The following is a 24,636-nucleotide window of genomic DNA, read 5'->3' as shown; positions in this document are numbered from 1 at the left end:
AAGCACCCACACGAATTGCTTGATTCAGTTGTTAAAGAGCGGTTGGTTAAGATCTTTCGTCTCAACCGAGGCGCGCATTCTACAGCAGCCTCTGTTGCTGTCAAGCGGTTATTTTTCGAAGTTTTCAAAGTTTCCTTTGCAACTTCAACCACTTGCGCTTGCGATCTCTCGTTAGCGGGAGGCGAATTCTACAGCGTTACTCGCTGCTGTCAACACCTCTTTTACACCGCTTTCGACCGAGAAGATCGAACCGTCAAAAGAGCCAAACAACCCTGCTCTTTCAACTCCTTCTGGGCTTCGATGACCTGAAGCAACTCGCTGTCGAAAACCGCATAACTCATTGTTTACCAAGGAGTTTTCCGTTTCGACTGCGCCGGAAGTGGGGCGAATTATAGACTTCCAGAATCTGCCGTCAACCTTTAATTCGAGCTTTATTCGGATTTGAGCGTAATACGCGCAAATGCCTTCTTGCCGGCCTGGCAAACATGGGTCGCGCCCAATGCATATATAAAGGTGCGATCGACAACCTCACCATCTATACGCACACCACCAGAACCTAGAAGGTCCCGCGCGACAGCCGAGTTCTTGACCAGGCCTGCCTTATTAAGGACAGCAGCAATCGGCATGTCTTCAGCAGCAGTCAATTCGATCTCCGGCAGATCGTCCGGCAGCTCGCCTTCCTTCATACGGTTACCCGCCCCACGGTGAGCATTGGCCGCAGCCTCTTCACCATGAAAACGCGCAACAATCTCTTCAGCCAACTTGATCTTGATATCACGCGGATTGGCGCCAGCCTCGACATCGGCACGAAATGCGTCGATCTCATCCATAGAGCGGAAACTGAGCAATTCGAAATAACGCCACATCAGCGCATCCGGAATGGAAACCAGCTTGCCGTACATCACACCCGGCGCCTCCTGGATCCCCACGTAGTTGCCCAGGGACTTGGACATCTTCTTCACGCCATCCAGACCTTCGAGCAGCGGCATCGTCAGAATGCATTGAGCCTCTTGACCATATCCACGCTGCAGCTCACGCCCCATCAACAGATTGAACTTCTGATCAGTACCACCCAACTCGACATCAGCACGCAAAGCAACCGAGTCATAACCCTGAACCAGCGGATAGAGGAACTCGTGAATGGCAATTGGTTGATTGGTTGTGTAGCGCTTGTCGAAATCGTCGCGCTCAAGCATGCGAGCCACGGTGTATTGCGAAGTCAGACGAATGAAGTCGGCTGGCCCCATCTGATCCATCCAGGTGGAGTTGAACGCCACTTCGGTCTTGGCTGGATCAAGAATCTTGAAGACTTGAGTCTTGTAAGTCTCGGCATTCTCGAGAACCTGCTCACGAGTGAGCGGAGGACGTGTCGCGCTCTTGCCGCTTGGATCACCGATCATCCCGGTGAAGTCACCTATAAGGAAGATCACCTGATGCCCCAGCTCCTGGAACTGGCGCAGCTTATTAATAAGCACAGTATGACCAAGGTGCAAATCCGGCGCGGTCGGATCGAAGCCTGCCTTAATACGTAGCGGCTGGCCACGCTTGAGCTTTTCGATCAGCTCGGACTCGACCAACAGTTCTTCTGCACCACGTTTAATCAGCGCTAGCTGCTCTTCAACCGACTTCATAACAGACCCGCAAGGCTCGAATTCAAAGGGAACCAACCATACAAGATCGCGCGTCAAATACAAGTTTTGCCCGGCGCACGGACGCCAATCCGCGAACACAGCGTTCGCGGACTTGCTTCAGAGATGATTTGGTTATATTTTATACAGTTATTTCATCTTCATCATGTCATTCATCTTTTCCAATTCATCTTTTTCAAAGTCAAAAATTACCTATGACCAAAGAATCGTCTAAAGCGCCGCCGCTTTACCCGAAGACCCACCTGCTCGCAGCAAGTGGCATCGCCGCCCTTCTGAGCCTGGCGCTTCTGGTATTTCCTTCCAGTGATGTTGAAGCCAAAAAGACGACCCTGAGTCTTGAACTGGAAAGCCCTGCAGAACAACTGACACAAGATCAAGACGCTGCCGAGGCCGTCCAGGCCACAAATGAGCCAGCAGCTTCCCCTTTCGCGCAGATCGAAAACAGCGTCGAAGAACCACAGGAAACCGCTCAGGCCGCGCCCGTGCCGGCGCCTGTGATCGAAGAAAAAAAGTCTCCAAACCACAGGGAAGTGATCGTCTCTAAAGGCGACACCCTCTCCACACTGTTTGAAAAAGTCGGCCTTCCAACAGCTTTGGTGCATGAAGTACTGGCCAGCGACAAACAAGCCAAGCAGTTCAGCCGACTCAAACATGGCCAGAAACTCGAATTCGAACTGGGCCCCGATGGCCAGTTGACCAATCTGCACAGCAAGGTCAGCGACGTTGAAAGCATAACCCTCACCAAGAATGACAAGGGTTATGCATTCAATCGCATTACAGCCAAACCGACCGTGCGCTCTGCCTACGTTCATGGCGTAATCAACAGTTCGCTGTCGCAGTCCGCTGCACGCGCCGGTTTGTCCCACAGCCTGACCATGGACATGGCCAGTGTGTTTGGTTATGACGTCGACTTCGCCCAGGACATTCGCCAAGGCGACCAGTTCGATGTCATCTACGAACAGAAAGTCGTCAACGACAAGGTTGTCGGCAATGGCCCGATCCTTTCCGCACGTTTCACTAACCGCGGCAAGACCTACACCGCCGTGCGTTACACCAACAAACAAGGCAATAGCAGCTACTACACTGCTGACGGCAACAGCATGCGCAAGGCGTTCATCCGTACCCCGGTGGATTTCGCACGCATCAGCTCGAAGTTCTCCATGGGACGCAAACATCCGATCCTGAACAAGATCCGCGCTCACAAAGGTGTCGATTACGCAGCACCACGCGGTACGCCGATCAAGGCTGCCGGTGACGGCAAAGTATTGTTGGCGGGTCGTCGCGGCGGTTACGGCAACACCGTGATCATCCAGCATGGCAATACCTACCGCACGCTATATGGTCATATGCAAGGCTTCGCCAAAGGCGTCAAGACTGGCGGCAGCGTCAAGCAAGGCCAGGTTATCGGCTACATCGGTACCACCGGTCTCTCCACCGGTCCGCACTTGCACTACGAGTTCCAGGTCAATGGCGTGCACGTCGACCCACTAGGCCAGAAAGTTGCCATGGCTGATCCGATCTCCAAAGCTGAACGCGCACGTTTCCTCGCGCAGAGCCAACCGCTGATGGCGCGCATGGATCAAGAGAAATCCACGCAACTGGCTTCGAGAAAGCGCTAAGCCATGACGTTTTATATAGGTGTGATGTCCGGGACCAGCCTCGACGGCCTGGACATAGCGCTGGTCGAGCTGGCCCCGGCGATAAAACTCATCGCCACGCACTACACGCCAATGCCTGACTCCTTGCGCACCGAGCTGCTTGGTTTGTGCGCCAGCGGCCCGGACGAGATTGCCCGCTCCGCCATCGCCCAGCAGAACTGGGTGAAACTGGCGGCACGGGGTATTCACACCCTCCTCGACCAACAAAAACTGAAACCCGAAGATATTCGCGCGATTGGCAGCCACGGCCAGACCATTCGCCACGAGCCGGCGCGCGGCTTCACTGTGCAAATTGGCAACCCTGCCCTTCTGACCGAGTTGACCGGTATAACTGTGGTCAGCGACTTTCGAAGCCGCGATGTTGCGGCTGGCGGACAAGGCGCCCCATTGGTTCCAGCCTTTCACGAAGCGTTGTTTGAAGAACGCGCAGGCAATCGCGCGGTATTGAACGTTGGCGGATTCAGCAACCTGAGCCTGATCGAGCCCGGCAAACCCGTAGCCGGTTTCGACTGCGGCCCGGGCAATGTTCTGCTGGATGCCTGGATTCACCAGCAACGCGGCGACAACTTTGATCGTGACGGCCAGTGGGCCGCCAGCGGCAAGGTCCAACCGGTTCTGCTGCACGAACTGCTGAGTGATCCATTTTTCGTGACCAAAGGCCCAAAGAGCACCGGCCGCGAAGTATTCAACCTTGCATGGCTGACACAGCATTTATCGAAACTGTCGACCTTCACCCCCGAAGACGTGCAGGCAACCCTGCTCGAACTGACCGCCCTGACTATTGTCGAGTCACTACAAAGCGCTCAATCAGATACCCGGGAACTGTTGGTCTGCGGCGGCGGCGCCCATAACGCTACGCTGATGAACCGCTTGGCCAGCTTGCTGCCGAACACCCACGTCAGCAGCACCGCGGCTTACGGTGTAGACCCGGACTGGGTCGAAGCCATGGCCTTCGCCTGGCTGGCCCATTGCTGCCTTGAAGGCATCGCCGCCAATCGCCCGAGCGTTACCGGTGCAAGTGGCCTGCGCGTACTCGGCGCCATCTACCCCGCTTGATCTGCAAACAGCAAAACGCCGCGGAGCCCTGAGGCCACGCGGCGCTTGGTGATGCGATGATTGCGATCAGATCGAGAACGAAGATCCGCAGCCACACGTAGTGCTGGCGTTCGGATTCTTGATCACGAAGCGCGAACCTTCCAGACCTTCCTGATAATCCACCTCGGCACCTGCCAGGTACTGGAAGCTCATCGGATCGACCACCAGGCTGACACCTTCGCGCTCGACGATGGTGTCGTCATCGGCCACTTCTTCATCGAAGGTGAAGCCGTATTGAAACCCTGAACAACCGCCGCCCGTAACGAATACGCGCAGCTTCAAACGATCATTCCCCTCTTCATCGACCAGGCTCTTCACCTTGTGCGCGGCACCGTGGGTAAATTGCAAAGCCGTGGGGGTGAAGGATTCGACGCTCATGCTAACTATCTCCCGGCGTTACGCCGCCATAATGCGTGATGACGCGCATTATCCGCTTCTCCTAGAAAATCGGTCAACTATTGTTACGGTATATCAATCAACCCAATCGTAAGCCCGGAATGCAAAAAGGCCCGTCAGACGGGCCTTTTTACTGGGCAGGAAAACCTTACGGCAGCATGCCTGCATGAGACAGACCCAAGCGCTCATCCAGACCAAACAGGATGTTCAGGTTCTGCACCGCCTGACCCGACGCGCCTTTGACCAGATTGTCGATCACCGACAACACCACCACCAGATCACCATCCTGCGGACGATGCACGGCGACACGGCAAACGTTGGCACCACGCACGCTGCGGGTTTCGGGATGGCTGCCGGCCGGCATAACATCGACGAACGGTTCGTTGGCATAGCGCTTTTCAAACAGCGCTTGCAGATCTACGGAGCGGTCCACGACTGTCGCGTAGAGCGTCGAGTGGATACCTCGAATCATTGGCGTCAGATGCGGAACGAACGTCAGACCGACGTCCTTGCCCGCAGCACGACGCAGACCCTGGCGGATTTCCGGCAGATGACGGTGACCTTTGACCGCGTAAGCCTTCATGCTTTCCGACGTCTCGGCGTACAGCGAACCTACAGACGCGCCACGACCGGCACCACTGACGCCGGACTTGCAGTCGGCAATCAAGCGAGTGGTGTCGGCCAGACCTGCTTCAAGCAATGGCAGGAAACCCAATTGCGTAGCAGTCGGGTAGCAACCCGGCACGGCGATCAGACGAGCCTGCTTGATCTGCTCGCGATTGACTTCCGGCAAGCCGTAAACCGCCTCTTCCAGCAGCTCCGGCGCGCCGTGCGGCTGACCGTACCACTTGGCCCACTCATCAGCGTCTTGCAGTCGGAAGTCCGCCGACAGGTCGATGACTTTGGTCCCGGCCGCCAACAGTTCGCCAGCCAGCGCATGGGCAACCCCGTGCGGCGTGGCGAAGAACACCACGTCGCAAGCGCCCAGCGTCTTGATGTCCGGAACGCTGAATGCCAGACCGTCGTAATGACCGCGCAGGTTCGGATACATATCAGCCACGGCCAGACCGGCCTCGGATCGGGAAGTGATGACTGCCACTTCAGCTTGCGGATGTTGCGCCAACAGACGCAGCAGTTCGACACCGGTGTAACCCGTGCCGCCGACGATACCGACCTTGACCATAAACCTGCCCTCAACGAACCCACTGGAAAGCCGTCGATAATAGGGGCCACGCGGCTCTGCGACAACCGTCAAGGTGACGTGCGGGCGCTCTACCCTCTACTATCTTCGCTACCGTGAACCTGGGAATAACTAAAAATGCTCTATCTGTGGCTCAAAGCGCTTCACATCGTCAGCATGGTCTGCTGGTTTGCCGCCCTGTTCTACCTGCCCCGCCTGTTCGTTTATCACGCCCAAAGTGAAGACACCGTCAGCAAGGAACGCTTCAGCGTCATGGAGCGCAAGCTGTACCGCGGCATCATGGGGCCGGCGATGATCGCCACTCTGGTTTTCGGCATCGCACTGATCGCCTTGAACCCCAGCATATTCAGTCAAGGTGCCTGGATTCACGCGAAGTTGACCCTGGTGGTGATCCTCATCGGCTACCACCACATGTGCGGCGCCCAGGTGAAACGTTTTGCCCGTGGCGAGAACACCCGCAGTCATGTCTTTTATCGCTGGTTCAATGAAGTGCCGGTTCTGATATTGCTGGCCATTGTAATTCTGGTCGTCGTCCGGCCGTTCTAACTCCAATAAGCACAACTCATCGGGGTACTTCCAATGTCGCTGCCCGCTCTACTCGAACAACGCTTGCGTCTGCCGGTGGTGGCCGCGCCAATGTTCCTGATTTCCAACCCGCAGCTGGTGCTCGCCTGCTGCCGTAATGGCGTGGTGGGCAGCTTTCCTGCGCTGAACCAGCGCGAGAGCAGCGGTTTCAAGGCCTGGCTGGAAGAGATCGAAGCAGGGTTGGCGACAATGGAGAATCCGGCGCCTTATGCGGTAAACCTGATCGTCCACCACAGCAACCCGCGGCTGCAAGCGGACCTGGAGATCTGCATCGAGCACAAAGTGCCGATTGTGATCACCAGTCTCGGCGCAGTGAAAGAACTGGTCGATGCAGTGCACAGCTACGGCGGCCTGGTGTTCCATGACGTGACGACTCGTCGCCATGCAGAGAAAGCCGCCGAGGCCGGGGTCGACGGCTTGATCGCCGTGGCAGCGGGCGCCGGTGGACACGCCGGAACCTGGAGCCCGTTCTCGCTGATTGCCGAGATCCGCCAATTCTTCGACAAGACCCTGCTGCTGGCCGGCTGCCTGAACCACGGCCACGAGATTCTCGCAGCCCAACTGCTTGGTGCGGATCTGGCCTACTTCGGCACGCGATTTATCGGCACCACCGAAAGTCACGCGCCTGACGCCTATAAAGAGATGCTGCTGACTGCCAGAGCCGCGGACATCGTCCATACTCCAGCGGTATCGGGAGTACCGGCGAGCTTTATGCGTCAGAGTCTTGAGGCGGCAGGTTTCGACATGGCCGCGTTGCAAGGCAAGGGCGAAGTGGACTTCGGCTCCAAACTCAAGCCCATGAGCGATGAAGCCAAAGCCTGGAAAACCGTCTGGTCCGCAGGCCAGGGTGTTGGCGAGATCGATGATTTGCCGAGTGTCGATCAATTGGTCGCTCGCCTTGATGCCGAATACCGCAAAGCGCTAGAACTGGCGGCAGAGCTACCCAAGCGCTGGCCACGCTGACGGGCAAACCAGACCAGTCCATTCCGGCTGGCTTCACACTGCAAGGATGCCTCGTAATGAGCGAAACCCGTTTCAAGATCGTGTTCGACGGCGCTCTGCTGCCAGGTGTTGACGTCATCACCGCCAAGCTTAATCTCGCCGAGCTGTTCAAAACCGATGTGGCTGCCATCGAGCGGCTGTTCAGTGGCAAGCCGGTTGCGCTCAAACGCGACCTGTCGCGGGGCGATGCGCAGACTTATCTCCAGGCGCTGACCAAAACCGGTATCGATGCCCGGATCGAATCCGAACCCTCGATCGAGCTGAACCTGGCTGACGTTCATGAACACGCCCCGGCCGTCGCGGCAGATCCCGAATCCCCTTATGCGCCACCCCAGGCTACCGTTGGCGAAGCCTTGCCAGCGTTTGCCACACTCAAACCGTTCAGCTTCGAGGGTCGGATCGGCCGCTTGCGTTATCTGGCCTGGACGATGTCGCTGACGCTGGTGACCCTCGGTGTTGGCGCTGTGCTTGCTGTTTTCGGCTTGGCCCTCATCACTACGGACACTACCGCCGGCCTGATTCTCGGTGGCTTGCTGGCCTTCATTCTCTTCGTGGCGCTGGCGTTCGTCAGCATCCAGTTCAGTGTCCAGCGTCTGCACGATATCGGCTGGTCTGGCTGGCTCTGGCTACTGACGCTCGTACCGTTCGTGGGCAGCATCTTCCCGTTCGTAATGATGATTGTGCCGGGCAATAACACCGCCAATCGATACGGTGCGCCACCACCGCCCAACAGCACCGCGGTTAAAGTTCTGTCTTCATTGTGGTTGGTGTTTATCGCGATCCTGTTCATCGGCGGACTGAGCGGTGGCCTTACTACCATTCAGAGTGAGTATGAAAGTGCTACCCAGAGCAGCTATGAAAGTGACTCCGTGACCACCGAAGAGATCGAAGATCAAACCGCTGTGGAAGCAGAGCCAGCGCCAAATTCAGCCGACGATGCAGCCGAAGCAGCCCAGCCCCCTGTAGACTCTGCGAAAGAATGAACAGCGCTCCCCGCCCGTGACACCTGCGTCGCCGGCGCGGAGCTGTTGCGATGGAGAAATGCATGACCCGTTACGCACTGATCACTGGCGCTTCCAGCGGCATCGGCCTGGCGATGGCCGAAGCGCTGGCCCGGCGCGGCCGCAGTCTGATTCTGGTGGCCCGTCAGCGTGATCAGCTGGAAAGTATTGCGATTGAACTGACCCAACGTTTTGGCGTGGAAGTGCTGTTCCGAGCTTGTGACCTCGGCGAGCCGCTACGGCTGTCGGGTTTTCTGCTGGAGCTGGAGGAAGGTGACCGACAGATCGATTTGCTGGTTAACTGCGCCGGCATCGGCACCTGCGGCCCTTTCCTGGCTCAGGACTGGATGACCGAGCAGGACCTGATCGAAGTGAACATCCTTGCGCTCACTCGCCTGTGTCACGCGATCGGCAACAGTATGGCCCTGCAGGGCGGCGGGCAGATTTTGAATGTCGCCTCGGTGGCGGCGTTCCATCCCGGCCCGTGGATGAGCACTTATTACGCCAGCAAGGCTTATGTGCTGCATTTTTCCGAAGGGTTGCGCGTCGAACTGAAAAAATGCGCGGTCAAGGTCTCGGTGCTCTGCCCCGGCCCTACCCGCACGGCGTTTTTCCGCACCGCGCAATTGGACGCTAGCAAACTGGCCGACAGCAAAATGCTGATGAGCCCCGAGGAAGTCGCGCTCTACACCGTCCGGGCGCTGGAGAAAAATCGCGCCATTATTATTCCGGGTCGACGCAACCGCTGGCGCGCCTTCCTGCCGCGACTCGGCTCGCGCTGGCTGACCCGGACAATTGCCGGCATGGTCAACAAGGTTTACTGCCCGCGCTGATCGCCCCTCAAGGTAAAAGGCTGGGCTCGGGCATAACCCATGGTTACACTCAGGCCAGCCCAAACAACGGAGAAAAAAGCTGTGGATACTCTGTTCACCAAGATCATCAACCGGGAAATCCCGGCGAAGATCATTTACGAGGACGACCAGGTACTGGCCTTCCACGACATCGCCCCACAGGCACCCGTGCATTTTCTGGTGATTCCGAAAAAAGCGGTGCGCACACTTAACGACCTGACCGAGGACGACAAGGCATTGGCCGGGCATATTCTGTTCACCGCCCAGCGTCTGGCCCTGGAACTGGGTTGCGAAGAAGGCTTTCGCGTGGTCATGAACTGCAATCCATTGGGCGGGCAGACCGTCTATCACATACATATGCATGTCTTGGGTCAGCGCCAGATGCATTGGCCGCCGGGCTGATCGCAGCAAGTTCCTGTGGGGTGGGCAATCCCCCCCACAAGCACCTGCGTCGCAATGACTCAGCGCAAACCTTCCCCCGGCCGATTGGGTTAAACTGGCCGCCGAGATTTTTCCCGGAGGTCAGCATGACAACCCAACGTCACTACTCGCCGATTGACCGCCTTCTGCTACAAGCCGATGCCGCGATGCGCACCTTGCTGCCTTTCAGTGGCCAGCCGTACCGTCCTTCGCCCGCTATCGTGCAGCCGGATGCGCAAATGAGCGACGAAGACACCCGGCACGTCGCCGGTCTGATGCGCATCAACCATACCGGCGAAGTCTGTGCCCAGGCGCTGTATCAAGGCCAGGCCCTGACCGCCAAGCTGCCGCAAGTGCGCGCCGCCATGGAGCATGCCGCCGAAGAAGAAATCGACCATCTGGTCTGGTGCGAACAACGCATAAAACAGCTAGGCAGCCATACCAGCATTCTCAATCCGCTGTTCTACGGCATGTCGTTCGGGATTGGCGCGGTAGCCGGGTTGATCAGCGATAAAGTCAGCCTGGGTTTCGTTGCGGCTACCGAGCATCAGGTCTGCAAACACCTCAACGAACACCTTGAGCAACTGCCTGCCGAGGATGAAAAGTCCCGGGCGATCCTCGAGCAGATGCGCATTGATGAAGAACACCACGCCGAAAGCGCGCTGGAGGCTGGGGGGTTCCGCTTTCCGGCACCGGTGAAGTTCGGCATGAGCCTGATGGCCAAGGTCATGACCAAGAGTACTTACCGGATCTGACCTCAGGTAGTTTGCCCGCGATGGCGATCTCAAGGACGCAATCGCGGGCAAGCCTTACAGACATCAGCTTGGGATCGCGACCGTCCGCGCTGCTTTTACGGTAGTGGGATGTCGATTCAACCGAGCTCGATGATCTCGTAGTCGTGGGTAATTGCCACGCCAGCCGCCCCAAGCATGATCGACGCCGAGCAATACTTCTCGGCAGACAGCTCGATGGCGCGTTTGACCTGGGCTTCTTTCAAGCCTCGACCCTTGACCACGAAGTGCATATGGATCTTGGTGAAAACCTTAGGATCTTCGGTGGCGCGCTCGGCTTCGAGGAAGGCTTCGCAGCTTTCAACGGCCTGACGGGACTTCTTGAGGATGCTGACCACGTCGAAATTGCTGCAACCGCCAACACCCAGCAAGAGCATTTCCATCGGCCGGACACCCAGGTTGCGACCACCGGCATCGGGCGGCCCGTCCATGACCACGACATGACCGCTGCCGGATTCGCCGAGGAACATGGCTTCGCCAGCCCATTGGATGCGTGCCTTCATCGCCAAGACTCCACTGTATAAAAAAGGGTCGCCAGCTTAGCACAGGGGCCTTGATTGACGACGCCTCGCCTTCCTACGACGCAAGCCGTTGCGCTGTAGGTAAATTCTCGAATATTGCAGGAAGTGTCTGTTAAGCTGGCGCCAATTCAATGGCGCATTGCCAGCTTCATAGCAATCTCAGCGACTCATAAGAAAATCAAACACACCGTGAAGTCTTTTCGGGATACAACCATGGTTGCTATTACCCCAACACCCAAAATCAAGAACCTCGACAAGCTGTTGATGCATTGCCAGCGCCGTCGTTATGCAGCCAAAAGCAATATCATTTGTGCCGGCGACCGCTCGGAAAGTCTGTTCTTCATCATCAAGGGTTCGGTCACCATCCTGATCGAGGATGACGACGGCCGCGAAATGATCATCGCCTACCTGAACTCTGGAGACTTTTTCGGCGAGCTGGGCCTGTTCGAACAAGCCGGCCTGGAACAGGAACGCAGCGCCTGGGTGCGCGCCAAGATCGAATGCGAAGTCGCGGAGATCAGCTACGCAAAATTCCGCGAACTGTCCCAACAGGACCCAGACATTCTTTACGTGCTCAGCGGACAAATCGCACAACGCCTGCGTAACACCACCCGCAAAGTGGGTGACCTTGCGTTCTTCGATGTTACCGGCCGCGTCGCACGCTGCCTCTTGGAACTGTGCAAGCAACCAGATGCAATGACCCATCCCGACGGCATGCAGATCAAGGTGACCCGTCAGGAAATCGGGCGGATTGTCGGTTGTTCACGTGAGATGGTCGGTCGCGTTCTCAAGGATCTGGAAGAACGCAACCTGGTGGACGTCAAAGGCAAGACCATGGTGGTCTTCGGTACGCGCTAAACCCTGAACATGTCTGTCAGCAATTCGCGGTACAAACTGTCGAGTCGCCCCAACGCATCAGGTGCTGCATATTTTTCATGAAGAGCAATGTGGCTCTCGGCGCGAACCCGCGGCTCCAGGCCACAGGCTTCATTGAAACGGTTGACCGCAGCAACCATCGACTCACGCTCGTTATCGAGCAACAAAGCCCCGTGCACCAACCCTACCGGACGCGTGCCGCCCTTGCTCTGGCGCCAGCGTTGAGCCGTGCCAACCATCTTGCGCCCATCAAGGTTGACGTTGAAACGCCCATCACAGAACGCACCCTCTATTTCGCCCAAAGACGAAACGCCGCCCAGTTCATCGAGTAACTGACAAATCGGATCGCAAAGCCGGCGATAACCGGCTTCGATGCGGTTCTGGTCACCCTCGCTACGCGGTGGGGCGTAGACCAGTGCAATGTTGATCGTCGAGGCCGATTGCGGCACCGGTTCACCGCCGGTTTCACGCAACAACACCGGCCAACCTGCCGCCGCCGACACTTCGCACGCGGCCTCGAACCCAGGCAGACGATTCAATCGTCGCGGCATGACCAGCGCCCGGTCACTGGGTTGCCAGAACAGAAGGCCAAACTCCGAATCACCAGTGCACACATGCGCCAACAGATTCTGTTCGGCGAGCAGGCCGGCTTCGACGGTCAAGGCAATGGGCTGGGTCATGGCAGTAGACATCCTTTGTTTGGGGTATAAAAAAGCCGGCATCGCCGGCTTCTTCATCAAGTCACGTTCAGTCGAGTGTAGAACCGCTCACCGCGATACCACGCTCAGGAAAGAACAGACGCTGCAGCTCGGTGCCCGGGCTTTCGGCCCGCATGAACGCTTCGCCAACCAGGAACGCGTACACATCGCTGATTTCCATCAGTTCGACATCGGCCCGGTTGAGAATGCCACTTTCGGTGATTACCAAGCGATCACGCGGAATGCGCGGCAACAGATCGAGGGTGGTTTCCAGATTGACTTCGAAAGTATGCAAGTTGCGGTTGTTTATGCCGACCAACGGAGTGTCGAGGGTTTTCAAGGCCCGCTCCAGCTCGTCGCCATCGTGAACTTCCACCAGCACATCGAGGCCGACACTTTTGGCGACGGCAGCCAACTCGGCCATTTTCACGTCATCCAGTGCGGAGACGATCAGCAGCACACAGTCGGCGCCCAACGCTCGGGCTTCAATGATCTGGTACGGATCGATCATGAAGTCCTTGCGGATCACCGGCAGTTTGCACGCTGCCCGCGCCTGTTGCAGATAAGCATCGGCGCCCTTGAAGTAATCGATATCGGTGAGCACTGACAGGCAGGTCGCGCCGCCCTTCTCGTAACTCTTGGCGATGTCGGCGGGAACGAAGTTCTCGCGGATAACGCCTTTGCTCGGTGAAGCCTTCTTGATCTCTGCAATGACCGCTGGCTGCTTGAGCTTGGCCTGAGCCAACAGTGCCTGGGCAAAACCACGGGGTGCATCGGCCGCCTTGGCCAGACTTTCCAGCTCCGCCAGGCTTACGCGAGCGCTACGCTCGGCGACTTCCTGGACTTTGCGGGCCAGAATGTTTTCCAGAACCGTCGGTACACTCATCCCTCATTCTCCACTTTGAATACCGCGGTAAATGCACCCAACTCCTCCAGTTTTTCCCGAGCGAGGCCTGTGTGCAGCGCATCGTGCGCCAGGGCAACGCCTTCTTTCAAACTGCTGGCATGGTCGGCGGCGTACAGCGCGGCACCGGCATTGAGCATAATCATTTCCGCGGCTTTCTGACCGTTCTCGGTCTTGCGCTTGCCCAGGGCATCACGAATCAGCTCCAGGGAAGCCGCCGGGCTATCCACTGCCAGACCGTGCAGGCTCTGGCTTTTCATGCCCAGGTCTTCTGGTTCGACCCAATACTCGGTGATCTGGTCATCCTTCAATTCCGCCACGAAGGTTGGCGCCGCCAGACTGAACTCGTCCAGGCCATCCTTCGAGTGCACTACCAACACGTGCTTGCTGCCCATACGTTGCAAGACTTCGGCCAGCGGCCGGCACAACGCCTGATTGAACACGCCCACCACCTGATGCTTCACGCCGGCCGGATTCGTAAGCGGGCCGAGCATGTTGAACAGCGTGCGCAAGCCCAGCTCGCGGCGCGGGCCGGCGGCGTGCTTCATGGCGCTGTGATGGGTCTGGGCGAACATGAAACCGATGCCGACGTTGTCGATGCAGCGTGCCACCTGAACCGGCGTAAGGTTCAGGTAGATACCCGCCGCTTCCAGCAAATCGGCGCTGCCGCTTTTGCCCGAGACCGCACGGTTACCGTGCTTGGCCACCGTGCAACCGGCCGCCGCGACCACGAACGAGGAAGCGGTCGAGACGTTAAAAATGTTCGCGCCATCGCCACCGGTACCCACCACATCGACGACGCCGTCGAGGGTCTTGAGTTCGACCTTGTCCGCCAGCTCGCGCATGACCGACACGGCGCCGACGATTTCGTCGATGCTTTCACTCTTCATGCGCATGGCCATCATGAACGCGCCGATCTGCGCGTCCGTGCATTGCCCAGTCATGATTTCGCGCATGACATCGCGCATCTCATCGGTGCTGAGGTCGAGCTGTTCGACGATACGGCTCAGGGCTGTCTTGATATTCATGAAAAGTCCTTAGCGCGTGCCGCCGGTTTGTTTGAGGAAATTAGCGAACAGCTCGTGGCCCTGTTCGGTGAGGATCGACTCAGGGTGAAACTGCACGCCCTCGATGTTCAGTGTCTTGTGGCGCAGGCCCATGATCTCGTCGACCGAACCGTCTTCAAGCTGGGTCCAGGCGGTCAGCTCCAGGCAATCGGGCAGGGTCTCGCGTTTGACGATCAGTGAATGATAGCGGGTGACTGTCAGCGGATGGTTCAGGCCTGCAAATACGCCTTTGTCCTCGTGGAACACCGGGCTGGTCTTGCCGTGCATGACCTGACGGGCACGCACCACATCGCCGCCAAAGGCCTGGCCGATGGATTGATGACCCAGGCAAACGCCGAGAATCGGCAGTTTTCCGCCAAAATGTTTGATCACATCAATCGACACACCGGCTTCGTTCGGCGTGCAAGGACCGGGAGAAACGACAATCCGCTCAGGGTTGAGGGCTTCGATTTCGGCAATGGTGAGCTCATCGTTGCGCACGACTTTGACCTGGGAGCCGAGCTCACCGAGGTATTGCACAACGTTGTAAGTAAAAGAGTCGTAGTTATCGATCATCAGCAACATGGCTTAAGAACCTCTTGAATTTACTGACTTTGAATACAGCCTTCGAAAGATTTACCCGCAGCTTCCTGCACTTTGTCAGTCGCTGTAGTCGCGCTGCAAAGCGGTTTGTCTTGCGGGTAAAGAAGGCAAAGCGGTAAAGATCCGGCCGGGCCGGCAGAAGGATTCAGGCGCGCCAACGCCAACGGGCGTGTGCCTTGATGACTTGATCCAGAAGTTTGCTGACGATCAACACGGGGAAGGTCTCATTTATACGTCTCGGCACAGTAACTTAGCTGGGCAGAGCGTGCAATATGAGGCGATCGAAGCTCTTGAAACAATTGACGGGTTCGCGCCGAACGGCAACAGGCTCTATAGTTTTTGGCACTATCGTTTTGCTCACTACAACAATAACAAACGGACTTGCTCATGATCAGACAGACATTGGCTGTACCGCTTGCCAGCTGCTTGCTCGCGATGGCCTGCACCCAGGCGATCGCAGCGCCCAACCCTTATTCGAATTTCATTGTCTTCGGCGATAGCCTCAACGATGCCGGGCAGTTTACCGACACGGGCGGCCCTCCCGGCTCGACCGTGCGCTTCACCAACCGAACCGGCCCGACTTACCGGAACGGCAGCGGCGAAGTCTACTCCGCCAACTCGACCCAACTGCTGGGTGAAAGGCTCGGCTTTTCACCGGACCAGACCGCCGCTTCGACCTCGGCGGCGCGTGCGAACCAGGGCCTGCCGGACGGGAACAACTGGGCCGTAGGCGGTTACCGCACGGACCAGATCCTCACCTCGATCACCAGTGTGTCCGCCACGGGTGAACGCGCGCGCGCGGGCTATCTGCCGACAAACAACTTCAGCGCCGATCCGAATGCGCTGTATTACATCTCCGGGGGCGGGAACGATTTTCTTCAGGGACGCGTACAAAGTGGCGCCCAAGCGAATGCCGCTGCGGATCGACTGGCCAACAGCGTCCAGGTCCTGCAAACCGCCGGCGCCCGATACATCATGGTATGGCTGCTGCCCGACCTCGGTTTGACGCCCGCCATCAACGGCACACCCCAGCAGACGCCTACTTCACTACTGAGCGCTGCTTTCAATCGGCAATTGGTCACTCGCCTCGCAGGGATCGATGCCGAAATCATCCCGTTGAACATTCCGCTGCTGTTGCAGGAAACCTTCGCCGATCCGGCTCGATTCGGTTTTGCTGCTGGCCAGAACCTGACAGCGACCTGCTTCAGCGGTAACAGCTGCACCGAAAACCCTGCGTATGGCATCAACAGTGCCACGCCGGACCCCGGCAAGCTGATTTATAACGATGGGGTTCATCCGACCGAAGCCGGGCAAAAACTGATTTCCGACTACGCCTATTCATTGCTGGCGGCGCCGTGGGAGCTGACGTTGTTGCCGGAAATGGCCCACGCCACCTTGCGTGCGCATCAGGATGAGCTGCGCAGCCAATGGCAATCGGACTGGGGGAACTGGCAGGCGGTCGGCCAATGGCGCGCGATTGTCGCCGGAGGCGGACAGCATCTGGATGTCGATAGCCAGAGCAGCGGCGCCAGCGCTGATGGCGACGGTTACAACCTGAACATCGGCGGCAGCTATCGTCTCAATGATGCCTGGCGCGTCGGTGTGGCGGCGGGTTTCTATCGTCAGAACCTGGAAGCAGGCAATAACGATTCGGACTACAAACTCAACAGCTACCTGGCCACCGCCTTCGCCCAGTTCCAGCAGAATCGCTGGTGGGCCGATGCCGCGTTGACCGGCGGCAAGCTGGATTACGACAACCTCAAACGCAAATTTGATCTGGGCGGCGGCGAAGGAGCGGAGAAAGGCGATACCGATGGCGATCTGCGGGCCTTCAGCACTCGCCTTGGCTACGACATTGCGCAACCGGGCAGCGAGTGGCACCTGTCGCCGTTCATCAGCGCTGATTACGCAAAAGTGGAAGTCGACGGCTATTCGGAAAACAGCACTCGCTCTACAGCACTGACCTTTGATGATCAGACTCGCGATTCAAAACGTCTGGGCGCCGGTCTGCAGGGTAAGTATCAGATCACCCCGCAGACTCAAGTGTTTGGTGAATACGCGTATGAGCATGAATACGAGGATGACACTCAGAAAGTAAACATCGCGCTCAACAGCTTGCCGTCCCTGGACTTCAAGCTGGACGGCTATACACCGCAAAGCCACTTGAATCGCGTGAGCCTGGGGGTCAGTCACAAGTTGACGGCCGATCTGGCGTTGCGTGGCGGATACACGTTCCGCAAGGATGATGACTTTACCCAGCAAGGGCTTACCGTCGGGGTTGCACTGGACTTCTGATCCGGTAAACAGCTGGCACAAAAAACGCGGCGCCCTCACGGGTGCCGCGTTTTTTTATGCTGGGAAGCCCTTGTGGGAGCGAGCCTGCTCGCGAAAGCGGTGGGTCAGGCAACAAAGATGTTGAATGTCAGTCCGTCATCGTCGGAACGCCGCCCGGAACAAGCTCGCTCCCACAGGTTTTGTGGAAACTCAGCTTGCCGGGGTTTGCTCGGCCAGGGCCACGGCACGGAACATCGCACGGCGCTTGTTCAGGGTTTCTTCCCATTCCAGCGCCGGCACCGAGTCGGCAACGATGCCGCCACCGGCCTGCACGTGCAGTTCGCCGTTCTTGATCACCGCGGTGCGAATCGCGATCGCGGTGTCCATGTTGCCGTTCCAGGCGAAGTAGCCGACGGCACCGCCGTAGACGCCACGCTTGACCGGTTCCAGTTCGTCGATTATTTCCATCGCGCGAATCTTCGGTGCGCCAGACAAGGTGCCCGCCGGCAGAATCGCCCGCAGTGCGTCCATCGCCGTCAGGCCGGCCTTCAATTGACCGGTGACGTTGGACACGATGTGCATCACGTTGGAATAACGCTCGATGACCATTTTTTCGGTGAGCTTCACCGAACCGATTTCCGAGACCCGACCGGTGTCGTTACGGCCCAGGTCGATCAGCATCAAGTGCTCGGCAATTTCCTTGTCGTCGGACAGCAGGTCTTTTTCCAGCGCCACGTCAGCCTCTTCGTTGGCCCCGCGTGGGCGAGTGCCGGCGATCGGACGCACGGTGATCAGGTTGTCTTCGACCCGCACCAGCACTTCCGGCGAACTGCCGACGACGTGGAAGTCGCCGAAGTTGAAGAAGTACATATAAGGCGTCGGGTTGAAGCAGCGTAGCGCCCGGTACAAGTCGATGGGTGCCGCCTTGAAGTCGATCGACATGCGCTGGGACGGCACGACCTGCATGCAGTCACCGGCCAGGATGTATTCCTTGATGGTGTCGACGGCTTTTTCGTAATCGTCCTGGGTGAAGCTCGAACGAAACACCGGATCAGCCGACTGTTGCTTGCTGAAATCCAGGCCGCGGCGCGGGGTGATCGGCTGACGGAGTTTTTCCAGCAGCTCTTCCAGGCGCGCCTGACCTTGCTCGAAAGCATCGTCCTGCGAAGGATCGGCCAGGACAATCGCGTGCATCTTGCCAGCGAGGTTGTCGAACACCACCACCGCGTCGGAAACCATCAGCAGAATGTCCGGCACCCCCAGCGGATCCGGGTTTGGGCACTTGCCCAGACGCTTCTCCACATAGCGCACGCAGTCGTATCCGAAGTAGCCCACCAGACCGCCATTGAAGCGCGGCAGGCCAGGGATGGTCGGCACGTTGTAGCGCGCTTTGAATGCTTCGACGAAGGCCAGCGGATCTTCGACTTCGTGGCTTTCGATCTCGATGCCGTCGTGGGTCACGCTGACGTGATGATCGTGAACCCGCAGCACGGTGCGGCACGGCAGGCCGATGATCGAGTAACGGCCCCACTTCTCCCCGCCCTGCACCGATTCCAGCAGGTAGGAGTTTGGCTCGTCGGCCAGTTTCAGGTAGATCGACAGCGGCGTGTCGAAGTCGGCCAGGGTTTCGCAGGCAAGCGGGATGCGGTTGTAGCCGGCAGCGGCCAAACGCAGGAATTCTTCGCGGATCATGGGGTAGCCTCGTGGCTTGAGGGTCTGACAGTCAGGTATGCAAACGCGCCGGTATGCCGGCCAGGAACAAGTCAGGCGCGCCAACGCCAGCGGGCCAGGGCCTTGATGACTTTCATCCAGAGTTTGCGAGTGACCACCACGATGGCGTTTCCAGAAGGGGGTTGAACAGCGTCGGGCAACGTTATCTCAGCGGCTGGATCCAGGCAACCGCGAATTAACTTGCGCAGATCGTCAATCACCAGCGCCGGCGACTCTTCGGCAATCGGTCGACCATGGTTGTAGCCGTAACTGAGCGCCACGCATTTGACCCCCGCCGCTTTCGCCGCCAGCACATCGCTGCGCGAATCGCCGACGAACAAGGATTGCGACGCCGGGATGTTGGTCATTTTCATCACGAAAAACAGCGCGGCCGGGTCTGGTTTTTTCTGTGGCAGGGTGTCGCCACCGATGATCAAGCGGAAATAACGGCCGATTTTCATCTGATCCAGCAGCGGCGCGACGAAACGCTCCGGCTTGTTGGTGATCAGCGCCATCTCGACACCCTGTTTGTGCAGCCATTTCAAGGTATCGCGTACGCCGGGGTAGACCACCGTCAGCTCATGGCTTTGGGCGTAGGCCTCCATGAAAATTTCCAGCGCTCCTTCGGCCTCGCCGTCATCTACCGCCGAATGGTCGATGCCACCGGCCAACGCGCGACGAACCAGCACCGGAGCGCCGTTGCCCACCCACTCACGCACCGATTCGATGCCGGCAGGTTTTCGCCCGAGTTTGAGCAGCATGTTATCCACAGCCGCTGCGAGGTCGGGGACCGAATCGATCAGCGTGCCATCCAGATCGAACATCACCAGCCGTGGCAGAGACCCCGGAAACAACTGCTCAAAGCCACTCATGGGCGGGCCAGCGCCAGTTCGGAACGCATCTTTTCAATCACCTCTTGGTAGTTCGGCGCATTGAAGATCGCCGAGCCGGCGACGAAGGTGTCGGCGCCAGCAGCGGCGATTTCACGAATGTTGTTCACGTTCACGCCGCCGTCGATTTCCAGGCGGATGTCACGGCCGGAAGCATCGATCAGCGCCCGCGCTTCACGCAGTTTGTCGAGGGTGCCGGGGATGAACTTCTGCCCGCCGAAGCCCGGGTTGACGCTCATCAACAGGATCATGTCGACCTTGTCCATCACGTACTTGAGCACGTCCAGCGGCGTCGCCGGGTTGAACACCAGGCCCGACTTGCAGCCGCCTTCGCGGATCAGTTGCAGGGAGCGGTCGACGTGCTGCGAGGCTTCCGGGTGAAAAGTGATGTAGGTCGCGCCGGCTTCGATGAAGTCACCGACGATGCGGTCCACCGGGCTAACCATCAGGTGCGCGTCGATCGGCGCGGTCACGCCGTACTTGCGCAGCGCGGCACACACCATCGGGCCGATGGTCAGGTTCGGCACATAGTGGTTGTCCATGACATCGAAGTGCACGAAGTCGGCGCCAGCGGCCAGGACGTTGTCCACTTCTTCACCCAGGCGGGCGAAGTCGGCGGAGAGAATCGACGGAGCAATTACGAAGGGCTGCATGACGCACCTTTTTTGAGCAGAATCACGATGGCGCGCATTGTATACCTCATGCTTTGACCCGCGCACCGTGGCCGCGATGATTGGGCCTGCCATCCATTATTTTCTGTGCCGCGTTGTCGTCTGAAAGCGGGCCAGGCAAGGCGCAGGCCGCCGGTAATGGTTGTTCCCTTGCCAAGGACTGCAACGCAGCCTGGCCCGCTTTCAGACACAACCCGAAGGGCCGGGCCTGCTGTTGCGCAGGGCTGCGTTGCTCGGAGCTTATTTGGAATGACCAAACCACGCTCCTCGCGCCTTGCCCTGCGCAACAGCAGACCCGGCGCGGCACAGAAAATAATGGATGGCAGGCCCTAGTAGGCCGCTCGGTAGATCTTCTCGATATCGACCGCACTCAATTTGCGCGGATTGTTGCGCATCAGGCGCTCGATTCCCGCCGCTTCCACCGCCATGGCCGGGATGGCATCTTCTGGAACGCCGAAGCTGCGCAGGCCCGGCGGGATTTCCACCGCGGCGCACAATTCGGTCATCGCCTCTACGGCCTTGTCCGCCGCGTCGTTGGCGCTCAGATGAGCGGTCTTCACCCCCATGGCCTCGGCGATGTCCTGCATGCGCTCCACGCAGGCCATTTTGTTCCAGGTCATGACATACGGCAGCAGCAAGGCGTTGCTGACGCCATGGGCGATGTTGAAACGACCGCCCAGCGGATACGCCAGCGCGTGCACCGCGCCGACCCCGGCATTGCCGAACGCCATGCCGGCCATCAGGCTGGCGGTGGCCATGTCCTCGCGGGCCTGGAGATTGGATGGATTGGCGTAGGCCTTCGGCAGCGCCTTGGCGATGAGCTTGATGGCGCCGATGGCCAGCGCGTCGGTAATCGGTGAGGCGTTGAGCGACAGATAGGACTCGATGGCATGTACCAGTGCATCGACGCCACTGGCAGCCGTGACACTGCGCGGACAGGTCAGGGTCATTTGCGGGCTGACCAGCGCCACGTCCGGTAACAGATAGTCGCTGACGATGCCTTTCTTCAGCTGCGCGACCTTGTCGGAGAGAATCGCTACGTTGGTGACTTCCGAGCCGGTGCCGGCGGTGGTCGGAATGGCGATCAGCGGCGGACCTTTGCGCGGCACCTGATCGAGGCCGAACAGATCCTCCAGCGCCCCGTGATAACCGGCGTAGGCCGCGACACTTTTAGCGATGTCGATGGCACTGCCGCCACCGAGGCCGATCAGTCCGTCATGCCCGCCCTCGCGGTAGACCCGCATGCAATCTTCGACGATGGCGATTTCCGGATCTGGCAGCACGCGGTCGAAAATTTCGTAGCTTCGGTCGCCCAACTGCGCCAGCGCCAGCTCGACCGTGCCGGACTTGACCAGTGCGGCATCGGTGACGATCAGTGGGTTATCGATGTCCAGGCGTGTCAGTTCAGCCGCCAGTTGCTCGATGGCAGCTGCGCCGGTGATCAGTTTGTGAGCGATTTTGAAAGAGGAAAGACTCATGTGCGCAGCCTCTTATAGATAGGGGAGCTGGGCACAAGAGTAGCTGGGGATTGGGGTTTGTCTGCTATTCAGGTCATGAATAACCGCCGATCCCGAAAACCACACAAAACACCTGTGGGAGCGAGCAGGCTCATTCCCACAGTTTGATCGGGGTGTAGCTTTATACCTGGGCGGTGCGCAGTTTTTCGCTACGGCCGCGCAGCCATTCGAGAGTCAGCAGCAGGATCACCGAGAAGGCAATCAGCAACGTCGCCGCCGCCGCGATGGTCGGGCTGAGGTTTTCGCGGATGCCGCTGAACATCTGCCTTGGCAATGTCGCTTGCTCAGGACCGGCGAGGAACAGCGTCACCACTACTTCATCGAACGAAGTGGCGAAGGCAAACAGGGCACCGGAGATCACACCAGGCGCAATCAGCGGCAAGGTCACCCGACGGAACGCCGTCAGCGGCGAAGCACCCAGGCTCGCAGCGGCGCGCACCAGGTTTTGGTTAAACCCCTGCAAGGTCGCCGACACCGTGATGATCACAAACGGCACGCCCAACACCGCATGCACCACGATCAGAGAGAAGAAGCTGTTACCCAGACCCAGTGGCGCAAAGAACAGATAGCTCGCCACACCGATGATCACCACCGGCACCACCATCGGCGAAATCACCAGCGCCATCACCAGCGGCTTGCCGGGAAAGTCGCCACGGGTCAGGCCGATGGCCGCCAGCGTACCGAAGATCATCGCCAGCACCGTAGCCGCCGGAGCGACGATGATGCTGTTCTTCAACGCCCGCATCCATTCCGCCGAGGCGAAAAAGTCCTGGTACCACTGCAGCGAAAAGCCTTGCAGCGGGTACACCAGGAAACTCCCGGAGTTGAACGACAGCGGAATGATCACCAGCACCGGCAGAATCAGGAACAACAGAATCAAGCCGCAGAGAATCCGCAAGCTGTAGAACCACACCCGTTCAATGGGCGACATATAAGGACTCAGCATTTCGTTCTCCCCTTAGCTCAGGCGCAGGCGACTGGCGCCCACCAGCCAGCTGTAAATCAGATAAAGCACCACGGTCGCCAACAGCAGCAGCCCACCGAGAGCGGTCGCCATGCCCCAGTTGATGCTGGTGTTGGTGTAGAAAGCGACGAAGTAACTGACCATCTGATCGTTCGGGCTGCCCAGCAAGGCCGGGGTGATGTAGTAGCCGATGGCGAGGATGAACACCAACAGGCAACCGGCGCCGACACCGGCATAGGTCTGCGGGAAGTACACCCGCCAGAAACTGGCGAACGGGTGGCAGCCGAGGGAAATCGCGGCGCGCATGTAGGTCGGCGAAATGCCTTTCATCACGCTGTAGATCGGCAGAATCATGAACGGCAGCAGGATGTGCACCATGGAGATGTAAACCCCGGTGCGGTTGAACACCAGTTCCAGCGGTTTATCGATGATGCCCATCGCCATCAGGCCGCTGTTGATCAAGCCACCCGATTGCAGCAACACGATCCACGCGGCGACTCGCACCAGGATCGAAGTCCAGAACGGCAACAGCACCAGGATCATTAGCAGGTTGCTTTGCCGTGACGGCAGGTTCGCCAGCAGGTAGGCCAACGGATACGCCAGCACCAGGCAAATGGCGGTGATGATCAGGCCCATCCAGAACGTCCGGGCAAAAATGTCGAGGTAGATCGCCTGATCGGGCGTGGCCGGGGCGATTTCGCCGAGGTCGTCGATACGGTGATCGACTGCCGCCAGCAAATAATAAGGCGTGATGTTGCTGGTGTTGCGGCGCACGGCTTGCCAGTAGGCCGGGTCGCCCCAGCGCTCGTCGAGAGCTTCCAGCGCTTCTTTATAGGAGGCCGGTTCGGTGGCGAACGGTAAGGCACGTGCGGTTTTGGTCAGCAGGCTGCGGTAGCCGGCCAATTCCATGTTCAAGCGTTTGGACAGGTCGCCCAATGTCTGATTCTTGCGGGCTTCAGCCAGGTCTTCGCTGGCGGCCTTGTAAACCGGTTCAGCGGGCAGGCCTCGGCCATCCCAACTGGCGATAGCCGCCACGGTGCGCGGCATGCCGCCGACCACTTCAGGGTTACCGACACTTTTGTAGAGCAGCGCCACGATGGGCACCAGGAACACCAGCAACAGAAACAGCACCAGCGGCGCGATCAAGGCTTGTGCTTTCCAGCGGTTGATCCGCTCGGCGTGCTTGAGCCGCTGCTTCAAGGTGGGGTCGGTGCCCGCGTTCAGGGGAATGGCGGTGGCCATGGCGTACTCCGGAAATCTTTGATCGTTACAGAGGCGACAAACGCCGCCTCGAACTTTTGGTACTGATCGTT

General features: G+C 58.6%; 24 protein-coding genes and 1 pseudogene. 11 read left to right on the top strand and 14 right to left on the bottom strand.

The genetic code is table 11. The annotated features are described in order from the left end of the window. A pseudogene (locus tag AC3WP4_RS11760) lies at nucleotides 1-309 on the top strand (hypothetical protein); the annotation flags it as partial. 122 nt (nucleotides 310-431) lie between these two features. On the opposite strand, the gene tyrS reads toward AC3WP4_RS11760, so the two are convergent. Then, nucleotides 432-1,631: a tyrosine--tRNA ligase gene (gene tyrS, locus AC3WP4_RS11755; protein ID WP_102614858.1), complete on the bottom strand. Its 1,200-nt coding sequence runs from the start codon at nucleotides 1,629-1,631 to the stop codon at nucleotides 432-434. A gap of 212 nt (nucleotides 1,632-1,843) precedes the next feature. On the opposite strand from tyrS, the gene AC3WP4_RS11750 reads away from it, so the two are divergent. After that, nucleotides 1,844-3,268, top strand: coding sequence for a peptidoglycan DD-metalloendopeptidase family protein (locus AC3WP4_RS11750; protein ID WP_074871346.1), 1,425 nt, complete (start codon nucleotides 1,844-1,846; stop codon nucleotides 3,266-3,268). Between the two features lie 3 nt (nucleotides 3,269-3,271). Next, nucleotides 3,272-4,363, top strand: a complete 1,092-nt coding sequence (locus tag AC3WP4_RS11745) for an anhydro-N-acetylmuramic acid kinase (RefSeq protein ID WP_074871348.1) — start codon at nucleotides 3,272-3,274, stop codon at nucleotides 4,361-4,363. A gap of 66 nt (nucleotides 4,364-4,429) precedes the next feature. On the opposite strand, the gene erpA is transcribed toward AC3WP4_RS11745, so the two are convergent. Both erpA and argC read right to left on the bottom strand, forming a co-directional pair. Further along, nucleotides 4,430-4,780 (bottom strand): iron-sulfur cluster insertion protein ErpA, encoded by a 351-nt coding sequence (gene erpA / locus AC3WP4_RS11740; RefSeq protein ID WP_007947969.1) that lies wholly within the window; start codon nucleotides 4,778-4,780, stop codon nucleotides 4,430-4,432. 166 nt (nucleotides 4,781-4,946) lie between these two features. After that, entirely contained in the window at nucleotides 4,947-5,981 is a 1,035-nt protein-coding gene (gene argC / locus AC3WP4_RS11735; RefSeq protein ID WP_074871350.1) for an N-acetyl-gamma-glutamyl-phosphate reductase, read from the bottom strand. A gap of 135 nt (nucleotides 5,982-6,116) precedes the next feature. On the opposite strand from argC, the gene hemJ reads away from it, so the two are divergent. The 6 genes from hemJ to coq7 all read left to right on the top strand — a co-directional run bounded on the left by hemJ (nucleotide 6,117) and on the right by coq7 (nucleotide 10,613). Beyond that, on the top strand, nucleotides 6,117-6,545 hold the full coding sequence (hemJ, locus tag AC3WP4_RS11730; RefSeq protein WP_074871352.1) for a protoporphyrinogen oxidase HemJ: 429 nt from the start codon (nucleotides 6,117-6,119) through the stop codon (nucleotides 6,543-6,545). 33 nt (nucleotides 6,546-6,578) lie between these two features. Then, nucleotides 6,579-7,547 (top strand): NAD(P)H-dependent flavin oxidoreductase, encoded by a 969-nt coding sequence (locus AC3WP4_RS11725; protein WP_102614859.1) that lies wholly within the window; start codon nucleotides 6,579-6,581, stop codon nucleotides 7,545-7,547. Between the two features lie 56 nt (nucleotides 7,548-7,603). Beyond that, nucleotides 7,604-8,569 carry a DUF805 domain-containing protein gene (locus AC3WP4_RS11720; protein ID WP_074871356.1) on the top strand — a complete coding sequence of 322 codons (966 nt, stop codon included), beginning with the start codon at nucleotides 7,604-7,606 and terminating at the stop codon, nucleotides 8,567-8,569. A gap of 62 nt (nucleotides 8,570-8,631) precedes the next feature. Next, on the top strand, nucleotides 8,632-9,420 hold the full coding sequence (locus AC3WP4_RS11715; protein ID WP_074871358.1) for an SDR family NAD(P)-dependent oxidoreductase: 789 nt from the start codon (nucleotides 8,632-8,634) through the stop codon (nucleotides 9,418-9,420). Between the two features lie 81 nt (nucleotides 9,421-9,501). Next, on the top strand, nucleotides 9,502-9,840 hold the full coding sequence (locus AC3WP4_RS11710; protein WP_008147240.1) for a histidine triad nucleotide-binding protein: 339 nt from the start codon (nucleotides 9,502-9,504) through the stop codon (nucleotides 9,838-9,840). A gap of 125 nt (nucleotides 9,841-9,965) precedes the next feature. Beyond that, on the top strand, nucleotides 9,966-10,613 hold the full coding sequence (gene coq7 / locus AC3WP4_RS11705) for a 2-polyprenyl-3-methyl-6-methoxy-1,4-benzoquinone monooxygenase (RefSeq protein WP_008147238.1): 648 nt from the start codon (nucleotides 9,966-9,968) through the stop codon (nucleotides 10,611-10,613). A 116-nt stretch (nucleotides 10,614-10,729) separates the two neighbouring features. Here the strand turns inward: coq7 and AC3WP4_RS11700 are convergent, their stop codons facing one another. Then, nucleotides 10,730-11,152: an OsmC family protein gene (locus AC3WP4_RS11700; RefSeq protein ID WP_007941657.1), complete on the bottom strand. Its 423-nt coding sequence runs from the start codon at nucleotides 11,150-11,152 to the stop codon at nucleotides 10,730-10,732. A gap of 231 nt (nucleotides 11,153-11,383) precedes the next feature. Here AC3WP4_RS11700 and crp point away from each other — a divergent pair, with 231 nt between their 5' ends. After that, nucleotides 11,384-12,028, top strand: a complete 645-nt coding sequence (gene crp, locus AC3WP4_RS11695) for a cAMP-activated global transcriptional regulator CRP (RefSeq protein WP_074871360.1) — start codon at nucleotides 11,384-11,386, stop codon at nucleotides 12,026-12,028. On the opposite strand, the gene AC3WP4_RS11690 is transcribed toward crp, so the two are convergent. The 4 genes from AC3WP4_RS11690 to AC3WP4_RS11675 all read right to left on the bottom strand — a co-directional run bounded on the left by AC3WP4_RS11690 (nucleotide 12,025) and on the right by AC3WP4_RS11675 (nucleotide 15,279). Next, nucleotides 12,025-12,726, bottom strand: a complete 702-nt coding sequence (locus AC3WP4_RS11690) for a lipoate--protein ligase family protein (protein ID WP_102614860.1) — start codon at nucleotides 12,724-12,726, stop codon at nucleotides 12,025-12,027. The genes crp and AC3WP4_RS11690 overlap by 4 nt on opposite strands. A 67-nt stretch (nucleotides 12,727-12,793) precedes the next feature. Continuing rightward, the gene (gene trpC, locus AC3WP4_RS11685) at nucleotides 12,794-13,630 is read right to left on the bottom strand and encodes an indole-3-glycerol phosphate synthase TrpC (RefSeq protein ID WP_102614861.1); all 837 of its coding nucleotides are present in this window, start codon (nucleotides 13,628-13,630) and stop codon (nucleotides 12,794-12,796) included. After that, nucleotides 13,627-14,676, bottom strand: a complete 1,050-nt coding sequence (trpD, locus tag AC3WP4_RS11680; RefSeq protein WP_056741323.1) for an anthranilate phosphoribosyltransferase — start codon at nucleotides 14,674-14,676, stop codon at nucleotides 13,627-13,629. The genes trpC and trpD overlap by 4 nt, the downstream gene beginning before the upstream one ends. 9 nt (nucleotides 14,677-14,685) lie before the next feature. After that, entirely contained in the window at nucleotides 14,686-15,279 is a 594-nt protein-coding gene (locus AC3WP4_RS11675) for an aminodeoxychorismate/anthranilate synthase component II (RefSeq protein WP_074871366.1), read from the bottom strand. Between the two features lie 405 nt (nucleotides 15,280-15,684). Here AC3WP4_RS11675 and estP point away from each other — a divergent pair, with 405 nt between their 5' ends. Then, entirely contained in the window at nucleotides 15,685-17,592 is a 1,908-nt protein-coding gene (gene estP, locus AC3WP4_RS11670) for an esterase EstP (RefSeq protein WP_102614862.1), read from the top strand. A 189-nt stretch (nucleotides 17,593-17,781) separates the two neighbouring features. On the opposite strand, the gene trpE is transcribed toward estP, so the two are convergent. From trpE to AC3WP4_RS11640, 6 genes are all read right to left on the bottom strand, one after another. Continuing rightward, on the bottom strand, nucleotides 17,782-19,263 hold the full coding sequence (gene trpE / locus AC3WP4_RS11665) for an anthranilate synthase component I (RefSeq protein ID WP_074871370.1): 1,482 nt from the start codon (nucleotides 19,261-19,263) through the stop codon (nucleotides 17,782-17,784). A 71-nt stretch (nucleotides 19,264-19,334) separates the two neighbouring features. After that, complete coding sequence (locus AC3WP4_RS11660) at nucleotides 19,335-20,153, bottom strand: phosphoglycolate phosphatase (RefSeq protein ID WP_074871372.1); 819 nt, start codon at nucleotides 20,151-20,153, stop codon at nucleotides 19,335-19,337. Further along, nucleotides 20,150-20,824 (bottom strand): ribulose-phosphate 3-epimerase, encoded by a 675-nt coding sequence (gene rpe / locus AC3WP4_RS11655; RefSeq protein WP_008027088.1) that lies wholly within the window; start codon nucleotides 20,822-20,824, stop codon nucleotides 20,150-20,152. Before rpe ends, AC3WP4_RS11660 begins: the two co-directional genes overlap by 4 nt. 347 nt (nucleotides 20,825-21,171) lie before the next feature. Further along, nucleotides 21,172-22,320 (bottom strand): iron-containing alcohol dehydrogenase, encoded by a 1,149-nt coding sequence (locus tag AC3WP4_RS11650; protein ID WP_102614863.1) that lies wholly within the window; start codon nucleotides 22,318-22,320, stop codon nucleotides 21,172-21,174. A 160-nt stretch (nucleotides 22,321-22,480) separates the two neighbouring features. Next, entirely contained in the window at nucleotides 22,481-23,305 is an 825-nt protein-coding gene (locus AC3WP4_RS11645) for an ABC transporter permease (RefSeq protein ID WP_074871376.1), read from the bottom strand. A 12-nt stretch (nucleotides 23,306-23,317) separates the two neighbouring features. Continuing rightward, nucleotides 23,318-24,565: an ABC transporter permease gene (locus AC3WP4_RS11640; protein ID WP_074871377.1), complete on the bottom strand. Its 1,248-nt coding sequence runs from the start codon at nucleotides 24,563-24,565 to the stop codon at nucleotides 23,318-23,320. Nucleotides 24,566-24,636 lie beyond the last annotated feature (71 nt).

The sequence above is a fragment of the Pseudomonas sp. FW305-20 genome (assembly GCF_058788075.1).
This window is presented reverse-complemented; position numbering and strand designations above follow the sequence as displayed.

Bases quoted from the DNA above. Each gene is read 5' to 3' on its own strand.
- tyrS (WP_102614858.1), bottom strand. From the start codon at position 1,631: ATGAAGTCGGTTGAAGAGCAGCTAGCGCTGATTAAACGTGGTGCAGAA.
- AC3WP4_RS11750 (WP_074871346.1), top strand. From the start codon at position 1,844: ATGACCAAAGAATCGTCTAAAGCGCCGCCGCTTTACCCGAAGACCCAC.
- AC3WP4_RS11745 (WP_074871348.1), top strand. From the start codon at position 3,272: ATGACGTTTTATATAGGTGTGATGTCCGGGACCAGCCTCGACGGCCTG.
- erpA (WP_007947969.1), bottom strand. From the start codon at position 4,780: ATGAGCGTCGAATCCTTCACCCCCACGGCTTTGCAATTTACCCACGGT.
- argC (WP_074871350.1), bottom strand. From the start codon at position 5,981: ATGGTCAAGGTCGGTATCGTCGGCGGCACGGGTTACACCGGTGTCGAA.
- hemJ (WP_074871352.1), top strand. From the start codon at position 6,117: ATGCTCTATCTGTGGCTCAAAGCGCTTCACATCGTCAGCATGGTCTGC.
- AC3WP4_RS11725 (WP_102614859.1), top strand. From the start codon at position 6,579: ATGTCGCTGCCCGCTCTACTCGAACAACGCTTGCGTCTGCCGGTGGTG.
- AC3WP4_RS11720 (WP_074871356.1), top strand. From the start codon at position 7,604: ATGAGCGAAACCCGTTTCAAGATCGTGTTCGACGGCGCTCTGCTGCCA.
- AC3WP4_RS11715 (WP_074871358.1), top strand. From the start codon at position 8,632: ATGACCCGTTACGCACTGATCACTGGCGCTTCCAGCGGCATCGGCCTG.
- coq7 (WP_008147238.1), top strand. From the start codon at position 9,966: ATGACAACCCAACGTCACTACTCGCCGATTGACCGCCTTCTGCTACAA.
- AC3WP4_RS11700 (WP_007941657.1), bottom strand. From the start codon at position 11,152: ATGAAGGCACGCATCCAATGGGCTGGCGAAGCCATGTTCCTCGGCGAA.
- crp (WP_074871360.1), top strand. From the start codon at position 11,384: ATGGTTGCTATTACCCCAACACCCAAAATCAAGAACCTCGACAAGCTG.
- AC3WP4_RS11690 (WP_102614860.1), bottom strand. From the start codon at position 12,726: ATGACCCAGCCCATTGCCTTGACCGTCGAAGCCGGCCTGCTCGCCGAA.
- trpC (WP_102614861.1), bottom strand. From the start codon at position 13,630: ATGAGTGTACCGACGGTTCTGGAAAACATTCTGGCCCGCAAAGTCCAG.
- trpD (WP_056741323.1), bottom strand. From the start codon at position 14,676: ATGAATATCAAGACAGCCCTGAGCCGTATCGTCGAACAGCTCGACCTC.
- AC3WP4_RS11675 (WP_074871366.1), bottom strand. From the start codon at position 15,279: ATGTTGCTGATGATCGATAACTACGACTCTTTTACTTACAACGTTGTG.
- estP (WP_102614862.1), top strand. From the start codon at position 15,685: ATGATCAGACAGACATTGGCTGTACCGCTTGCCAGCTGCTTGCTCGCG.
- trpE (WP_074871370.1), bottom strand. From the start codon at position 19,263: ATGATCCGCGAAGAATTCCTGCGTTTGGCCGCTGCCGGCTACAACCGC.
- AC3WP4_RS11660 (WP_074871372.1), bottom strand. From the start codon at position 20,153: ATGAGTGGCTTTGAGCAGTTGTTTCCGGGGTCTCTGCCACGGCTGGTG.
- rpe (WP_008027088.1), bottom strand. From the start codon at position 20,824: ATGCAGCCCTTCGTAATTGCTCCGTCGATTCTCTCCGCCGACTTCGCC.
- AC3WP4_RS11650 (WP_102614863.1), bottom strand. From the start codon at position 22,320: ATGAGTCTTTCCTCTTTCAAAATCGCTCACAAACTGATCACCGGCGCA.
- AC3WP4_RS11645 (WP_074871376.1), bottom strand. From the start codon at position 23,305: ATGCTGAGTCCTTATATGTCGCCCATTGAACGGGTGTGGTTCTACAGC.
- AC3WP4_RS11640 (WP_074871377.1), bottom strand. From the start codon at position 24,565: ATGGCCACCGCCATTCCCCTGAACGCGGGCACCGACCCCACCTTGAAG.